Below are 6,958 nucleotides of genomic sequence, written 5' to 3'. Positions count from 1 at the left end.
ACGGCTGTTCTCCGTGCGCCGGGCGTCAGAAGTTTTTTCCCAGCGCCTCACGCAGCGTCGCCACGTCGAGCATTGCCTCGGCCAGGAGCTTCTTGAGCTTGCGGTTCTCCTCGTCGAGCGCCTTGAGGCGGCGCGCGTCCGAGACCTCCATGCCGCCGTAGCGCGAACGCCACGTGTAGAACGTCGCATCGCTGATGCCGTGGCGGCGGCAGATCTCAGTGACCGGAAGCCCGGCCTGCTGCTCCTTCAGGATGCCGAGGATCTGCTCTTCGCTGAACCGGCTCTTCTTCATCGTCCGTCTCCTGCTCGACGGACCCTAGCTTCAGAATAAGGGCAGACCAGGGGGCAAGGTCAACCAGCCATCCTCCGTTCGTGAAGGCGCTCAATCTGTCTCAAGAGCGCTGACGCCGGACAGGGTTCGAGGATTACGATGAGCTGTTCGCAGAAAAGCTCGATCTGCTCCTGACGCTGCGGGCAGAGACCCACGTTACGTGGAAGGATCGTTTCTGATCCGCCCCATGGAATGCGTTTTGTTAAATTGCGCATTCAATTTTTACCTGATCGCAGCCATAGCCGAGGCGGCTGGATAATCTAGCGTATGTATTGTCACAGAATCGAAGCCTGCCTTGATAACGTGTGTCCACATGTCGGAACCATATTCCGTGAAAACCCTATAATCCGGCGCGGTTGTGTCCGCACGACCATGGTACGAGGGGGGCAGGCCATCTCGACCGCGTGTGAGGCGCTCGACGATAACCGGTACTGTAAACGCAAGAACGCCGCCTGCCCCCAGAATGCGTCGACATTCGGCGAGGGCGTGCACTGGATTGCTGACATGCTCGAGCGTGTCCGAATGAACGACGAGATCGAAGGAGGCGTCGACATAAGGTAAGTTGTGCATGTCCACGTCCGGGTAATGCCGAACGATATGCCCAGGCAGTTGCGATAAAACTGGCGTCAGTCTCCCCGCACCATTCAATTCAAGAATTCGCATGCCCTGAGGCTCTGAGGTTTTTACCCAATCGTTCAGGCAGCCTGCGTACCCAAATGACTTGATGATTGCCTGTGCAAGAATGATTGACCTAAGGTTCGACCCGCACGACGTGCATCGGGTTCCCTGCTGGCGATCAATGTAAGAACGTTCGTGAGGCGCAATTTGCCACTCCCTGCAAAGTCCGTCCCATAAAATAAATTTTTCCTCAAATTCGGCCGCATTGCAGACACTGCAAATCATTTTGATGCTCCGGATAGTGGCAATGGCCGTTTTGCAGCAGCGGTGACGGCGCCATGTCCGAGTTGACGGTATCGAGACGGCAACCCCGCGTTACCGTTGTGTGGCGCTTCCCTCTGCTTACGGTATCATGATCCCAAACGAATTCTGCCTTGCGTCTGAGAGCGCAGCACGGTTTGAGGCGCCGCGTGAATGGCAAATGCGATATCTTGTTCCGGGATCGGCGTGGCTTGCGCCTCTGCAGCTTGGGCTCGACCGTGCCGTACGGTGATAGCCGAATCGAGGCATCGGCCCGGTGGAGGCTTCCCGCATTGAGAACCGTGGAGGGCCAATGCGTAGAGTACCTTCGAAGCCGCTCCTTTCCGGGCGGCCGAGCCCCCTGGGCCGGACGTCAGCATGTCGGACGAAAATCGGCTCGTCCTACGCATTGTCTACCAGGGTGCAGTTCTCACTGCCGACTTGAAACGCCCCGGCGAGCCGGTAGCCGATCCCTCTCGGGCTGCCTCCGGTCGAAGCTGCGGAGATAATATCTATCCTGCCCGCGGCGGTTCCGACGCATCGCTCAATGACGCAGGCTTCTCAGCGGCTCTGCCGCAGGCCGTCCAGCGGAACAGAAGCTTGGAGTGACGCACCGATCCAGCTGGGTTAGGCGAAGCCAGAGCGGAAAGCGGGTCGTTTGCCGGCCGAACGGGGGGCGACAACGAACCATGAATGTGCGGCAAGGCGGAACGGACGACGTCGCTATGAATTCAGCGCCATCGGAAGCGCAGCCGGTGCGGGCGACCATCGCCATTCCCCTTCACAACCATGCCCCCTGGATCGGCAAGCAGCTGGACAGCCTGTTCGCCCAATGGCGCCCGGATTTCGAGCTGCTCGTTGTGGATGACGGATCCGAGGATGGCGGCATCGACGTGGTGATGGATCGTCTCGCTGCCCGTCCGGACATCGCCGCAACGGTGCTGCGGCATGGCCGCTCGCGCAGTTCGGCCCTGGTGGATGCATTCGCTCGCTATGCGTCGGCCCCGGTCATTATCCAGGCCGACAGTGACGACATCTCCTTGCCGGGGCGGCTGGACGCCATCCTCGCCTGTTTCGACCGTGATCCACTCTGCCGCCTGGTGAGCAGCAATGCCCTGCGGATCTCGGAAAGCGGAATACCCATGGGCATCGTCGATGCCGTTCACGGCGACCGGGTGGTGGGATGGGACGATCCCATACCGGTCTATTGGGGCGCCCTTTGGTACGGAGCGACCCTGGCCTATCATCGTTCGGTGTTCGAAGCGTTCCCGCCGATGAGCGCCGAGCTGTGCCCCTACGGCTTCGACCTGATCGCGCCGGCGCGGGCGGGCCTCCTCGGCACGCATCACCTCCTGGCTCAGCCGCTTGTCGGCTGGCGACAGCACGCGAACAACACGCATCGACGCGTGGGGGCGTTGAGCACCGGGGCTTCGGCGCGCGAGCATTACGCGGCGCTCGACGTAATGATCAAGGCACAGGTGGTGCGGGATGCGATCTGGCTGCGGGACCGGAGCTCGATGGAGGACGGTCCGCGGATCGGCGCCGTGATCGAACGCTGCGAGCGTCAGTTCATGGCCCATTTCGAGACCTGGGCGCGCCTGCGCAACCAGCGTGATCAGGCTGATCGCGACGGCACCCTTGCGAACCGTCCGATGAACGATGCTCCCTTGCCGGACATGCCTCCGGTCGTGACACTTCCGGCGGCCCGGTCATGGCCGGTCGAGCGTCGGACGCCGCTGGCGCAGGCCTTGAGCCGCTGGCCGGGCTTTCACGAAGCGGAAGACATCCACATCTGGACATCCCGCCAAGTGGCGGCGCTGCTACGCATCACCGTGCCGGACGCAGTAGCCCTGGCGCTCACGCTCGGCGGCAGCCCGTTTCTGCCTCAGACCCGCGCGCTCGTCTCCATCAACGCGGGACCGGAGATCGAAGTCGTCCTTCCCCAATCCGCGCACTGCGTCGTAGAAGTGCCGTTGCGCCACGGAAACGACCCTCTCCTGCCCTGGACCGGATTGAACCTTCTGTCCATTCGGGTGCCCTGCGCCGACGCGCCCATCAACCGGGTCCCGGATTGTCCGGACGTGCGCGTCCTGGGCGCGGCGATCTACGCCCTCGAACCGGTCGTCGCCCGGGAGGCGGGAGTGCCGCATCTCGGGTCGCTGATGGCCCGTATCTGGGAGGAGCAGGCGAGCTGGTCTTTGGAGCCGGGCCCGTTGACGTCCATTCCTGGCTGGCTCTCGGAGCGCGAGATGCGCCTGCTCTACGGTTGCGCGCGCGTTCTCGAAGGTCCGTTTCTCGAAATGGGCGCTTGGGTGGGCCGATCGACCTCGGTTCTCGCCCGTGGTATCCGCGATGCGGGCGATCGGAAGCAGTTCGTCAGCGCCGAAATCGGACCCGAGCTTCAGAATTACCGTCACCTTGGAGACGAGGTGCATTATTGCCCGCCCCAAGGTGACGGCCGGTCCATCGGACAGGTCGCAGCCGCAGTCTTCGAGTCAGAGATTGAACCGGTCCTCCGGAAGGAGGGGGGCGTGATCGGCGTCCTCACGCGCAATTTGGAAGCACTGGAGCTGCTGCCGTTCGTCACCCTTCATGTAGGAGATTTCGCGACCGCGCCGGATCTGGGCTACGGCTTCATTTTCAATGATTGCGCGCATACCGCAGGAGAGGTCGAGCAATCCGCGCCCGGATTGAAGGCGTTGATCGGGGATCGGGCGGTCATCATGGCCGCGCACGACCATTGCCCCGAGGCCGAGGCAGCCTTCCGGGCGCTGTTCGATGTCCGCGAGAGCTTCTGCGTGGACACGTTGTTCGTCTGCCGGATGCGGAACCGAACCGAAGCATCGCATTCATAACGATCGGACGATCGGCCAGCCTGGATGCCGGCCGAGCAAGGCCGCCTCACTCTCCCGATACAAGAACTGAAAGGCGACATGGAATGGCGACCCAGGATCAGGCCCGCGAAGACGAGAACCTCCTTGGGTTCCAGCGCGCCTTCAATGCTGCGGAACAGGCCGCACGACAGGATCTGGAAGACAGCCTGCGGACCTCGCCGATACCGCGCAACGAGCGCATGGACAATCTGGCGTTGTTCGCCGATCATCTGTTGCTCGGCCGGATCCTGTTCATGGATCACATCTATCGTCTGATCTTGAATACGCCGGGCGTGGTGATGGAATTCGGCACAAGGTGGGGGCAGAATCTGTCGATATTCTCCAATCTCCGCACCCTGTACGAGCCGACGCATTATCACCGCAAGATCATCGGCTTCGACACTTTCTCCGGCTTCGTCGACATTGCGCCGCAGGACGGCGACTCGATTTATGCCCAGCCGGGCAACGTGCGGACGACGCAGGGCTACGAGACCTTCCTCGACCGCGTGCTGTCGGCGCAGGAAGCGTTCAAGCCGCTGCCACACAAAAAGAAGTACGAGATCGTGAAGGGCGACGCGCGCCAGACGCTGCCGCTCTATCTCGAACGCCACCCGCAGACGATCATCGCGCTCGCCTATCTGGACATGGACCTCTACGCCCCGACCCGGGACGTGCTGACTCAAATTCGCCCGTACCTCACCCGCGGCAGCGTGGTGGTGCTGGACGAGATCAACGACCCGGGATTTCCTGGGGAGACCGTCGCGTTGCGTGAGGTGTTCGGCCTGACCGGCCTGCGCCTGCAGCGCGTGCCGTACCTGAGTTTCCCCTGCTACTTCGTGCACGACATCGCATAAGGGCATCTCGGCGTGTCGCGCGTACACATCGTGGTTTTCGATCGCACGCCCGCGTGGACGGTCATGAAGGAGGACATCTATGTCAGCCTCCTTCATTGGATTTCCGCGCTCGGGCATGAGGTGACGATGGATTGCGGACGGTTCGAGCCGCACGCGCTGAACATTCTGGTTGGCCTGCAGTATCTTTCGCGCACCGAGGTGGCTGAGTTGGCGGCCTCCGACTACGACTATGCCGTCTTCGACGTCGAGTTCATCGATCGGGGCATGGTCAACTACAAACCTGAGACGGCGTGGCTTTTCGATGCCGAGAGCCGGCGGTTCTTCGACCGCTGCCACTTTTTCCTCTCGTATTTTACCGAAAGCGTGCGGATGATGTCCGATCTCGGGGTGTTCTCACGCCAGATCGTTCCCGGCTACACGCCCATCCTTGAGACAGCCGGCCGACTGAGCGATCGGGACAAGGATATCGACGTCTACTTCTTCGGCAACGTGGACGCGCATCGCCGCCCGCTCCTGACGCAAATCGGCAAGGCCTGCCGTCTCGTCGTGAACACGCCCGCGGACGCGACGCCCCTGAAGCTTCGCAATGTCAGAGCAGATCGCTCTCGCATCGTTCTCAGCCTCGGCAGGGCCAGGCCGTTCCACCATATCGGGCCCATGCGGCTTGTCGCGATGGCGCATCTGCGGGCGTTCGTACTGTCCGAACCGCCGACGCTCGATCAACCGGAGCTCGCCGATCTGTGCACCTATTGGGCGCGTGATCAGGATCCCACCGAGGCGATCCGGTTCTGGCTCGAGGCTTCGGACTTGCGCGAAAAGCGGGCCGAGGCAGCCTATGAGCGAATGCGAGGCATCGACCCTTTAGCGCCCCTCGCGGCAGTGCTCGACCACGCAACGGAACAGACCCGTCTCCCGGCAAATTCGAAACCTAGAGCGTCGTGTCTGAAATTGGAATCGCGGGTTGCAGAGGCGGGCATGGCCTGATTCCCTCCAGCTTGGAGGTGGATCATGGGCGAATGCTACTCGCTGGACCTTCGTGAGCGGATCACCCGATTTGTTGAGGAAGGCCACTCACGGCGCGAGGCAGGGCGCCGGTTTGCCGTCAGCGCCAGTTGCGCGGTCAAGCTGGCGCAGCGCCAAGCGCGAACCGGGTCGGTGGCGCCCGCCCGTCAGGGGCGACCCAAGGGCGGCGGCAAATTAGCTCCGGTGGCCGATTTCCTGATCGCAGCGGTCGAGGCCACGCCCGACATCACCCTGCCGGAACTGGCCGAGACCCTGCGGAGCGAGCGCGGCGTAACGGTCACGCCGGGCGCGCTGTCGCGCTTCCTCTGCCAGCGCGGCTTCACGTATAAAAAAAGCCCTGATGGCCGCCGAGCGCGGACGCGCACCGATCCCTGAGGATCGCCACGAGTGGCGCATCAAGCGCCAGCCGCTGATGCGGGCGGCCTGTCATCGCCTCGTCTTCCTCGACGAGACCGCCGTCACCACCAAGATGACCCGCCTGCGCGGGCGCAGCCGCAAAGGCACCCGGCTGCACGCCAAGGCGCCGTTCGGCCATTGGGGCACGCAGACCTTCATCGCCGGTCTACGCTGCGACCGGCTGAGTGCGCCTTGGGTGATCGACAAGGCGATGAACCGAGCGGCCTTCGAGACCTACGTCGAGACCCAGCTCGCCCCGACCCTGAACAAGGGCGACGTCGTCATCCTTGACAATCTCTCCGTCCACAAGAGCTCCAAGGCTGCCGCCTGTCTGAAGCAGCGCGGCGCCTGGTTCCTGTTCCTGCCGCCCTACTCGCCCGACCTCAATCCGATCGAAGAGGCCTTCGCCAAGCTCAAGGCCCACCTGCGCAAGGCCAAGGCACGCACCTTCGATGCACTCTGGCGTGCCATCGGCGACATCTGCGGCTTGTTCGAGCCCCAGGAGTGCCGCAACTTCCTCAAGGCCAAGGGATATGCGTCCGATTAAAGGTTCGATGCTCTAG

The 6,958-nt window shown here is 62.7% G+C and carries 5 protein-coding genes and 1 pseudogene; 4 read left to right on the top strand and 2 right to left on the bottom strand.

Annotated features, from left to right (window positions below; all coding sequences use genetic code 11):
- Positions 1 to 292, bottom strand: a pseudogene (locus tag BM140_RS24870) (transposase); the annotation flags it as partial.
- A 261-nt stretch (positions 293 to 553) separates the two neighbouring features.
- Entirely contained in the window at positions 554 to 1,234 is a 681-nt protein-coding gene (locus tag BM140_RS24865; protein WP_091952127.1) for a class I SAM-dependent methyltransferase, read from the bottom strand.
- A gap of 704 nt (positions 1,235 to 1,938) precedes the next feature.
- Here BM140_RS24865 and BM140_RS24860 point away from each other — a divergent pair.
- The 4 genes from BM140_RS24860 to BM140_RS24845 all read left to right on the top strand — a co-directional run bounded on the left by BM140_RS24860 (position 1,939) and on the right by BM140_RS24845 (position 6,942).
- The gene (locus BM140_RS24860) at positions 1,939 to 4,104 is read left to right on the top strand and encodes a glycosyltransferase family 2 protein (protein WP_091952126.1); all 2,166 of its coding nucleotides are present in this window, start codon (positions 1,939 to 1,941) and stop codon (positions 4,102 to 4,104) included.
- Positions 4,105 to 4,187: 83 nt separating this feature from the next.
- The gene (locus tag BM140_RS24855) at positions 4,188 to 4,976 is read left to right on the top strand and encodes a TylF/MycF/NovP-related O-methyltransferase (protein WP_165616563.1); all 789 of its coding nucleotides are present in this window, start codon (positions 4,188 to 4,190) and stop codon (positions 4,974 to 4,976) included.
- A gap of 63 nt (positions 4,977 to 5,039) precedes the next feature.
- On the top strand, positions 5,040 to 5,960 hold the full coding sequence (locus BM140_RS24850) for a CgeB family protein (protein ID WP_091952125.1): 921 nt from the start codon (positions 5,040 to 5,042) through the stop codon (positions 5,958 to 5,960).
- Between the two features lie 24 nt (positions 5,961 to 5,984).
- Positions 5,985 to 6,942, top strand: a protein-coding gene (locus tag BM140_RS24845) for an IS630 family transposase (RefSeq protein ID WP_091948107.1) whose coding sequence is annotated in 2 segments (ribosomal slippage) — positions 5,985 to 6,335 and positions 6,337 to 6,942 — 957 coding nt in all. Because the reading frame shifts where the segments join, the coding sequence is not laid out codon by codon here.
- Positions 6,943 to 6,958 lie beyond the last annotated feature (16 nt).

Origin of the sequence: Methylorubrum salsuginis, assembly GCF_900114375.1 — a bacterium.
In the GTDB taxonomy this organism is placed as follows: domain Bacteria; phylum Pseudomonadota; class Alphaproteobacteria; order Rhizobiales; family Beijerinckiaceae; genus Methylobacterium; species Methylobacterium salsuginis.
Note: the sequence above shows the minus strand (reverse complement) of the source record. Positions and strands in the feature narration are given on the sequence as shown.

What these genes read in the sequence shown, in the direction of transcription:
- BM140_RS24865 (WP_091952127.1), bottom strand. Translation starts at nt 1,234, where the DNA reads ATGATTTGCAGTGTCTGCAATGCGGCCGAATTTGAGGAAAAATTTATT.
- BM140_RS24860 (WP_091952126.1), top strand. Translation starts at nt 1,939, where the DNA reads ATGAATGTGCGGCAAGGCGGAACGGACGACGTCGCTATGAATTCAGCG.
- BM140_RS24855 (WP_165616563.1), top strand. Translation starts at nt 4,188, where the DNA reads ATGGCGACCCAGGATCAGGCCCGCGAAGACGAGAACCTCCTTGGGTTC.
- BM140_RS24850 (WP_091952125.1), top strand. Translation starts at nt 5,040, where the DNA reads ATGAAGGAGGACATCTATGTCAGCCTCCTTCATTGGATTTCCGCGCTC.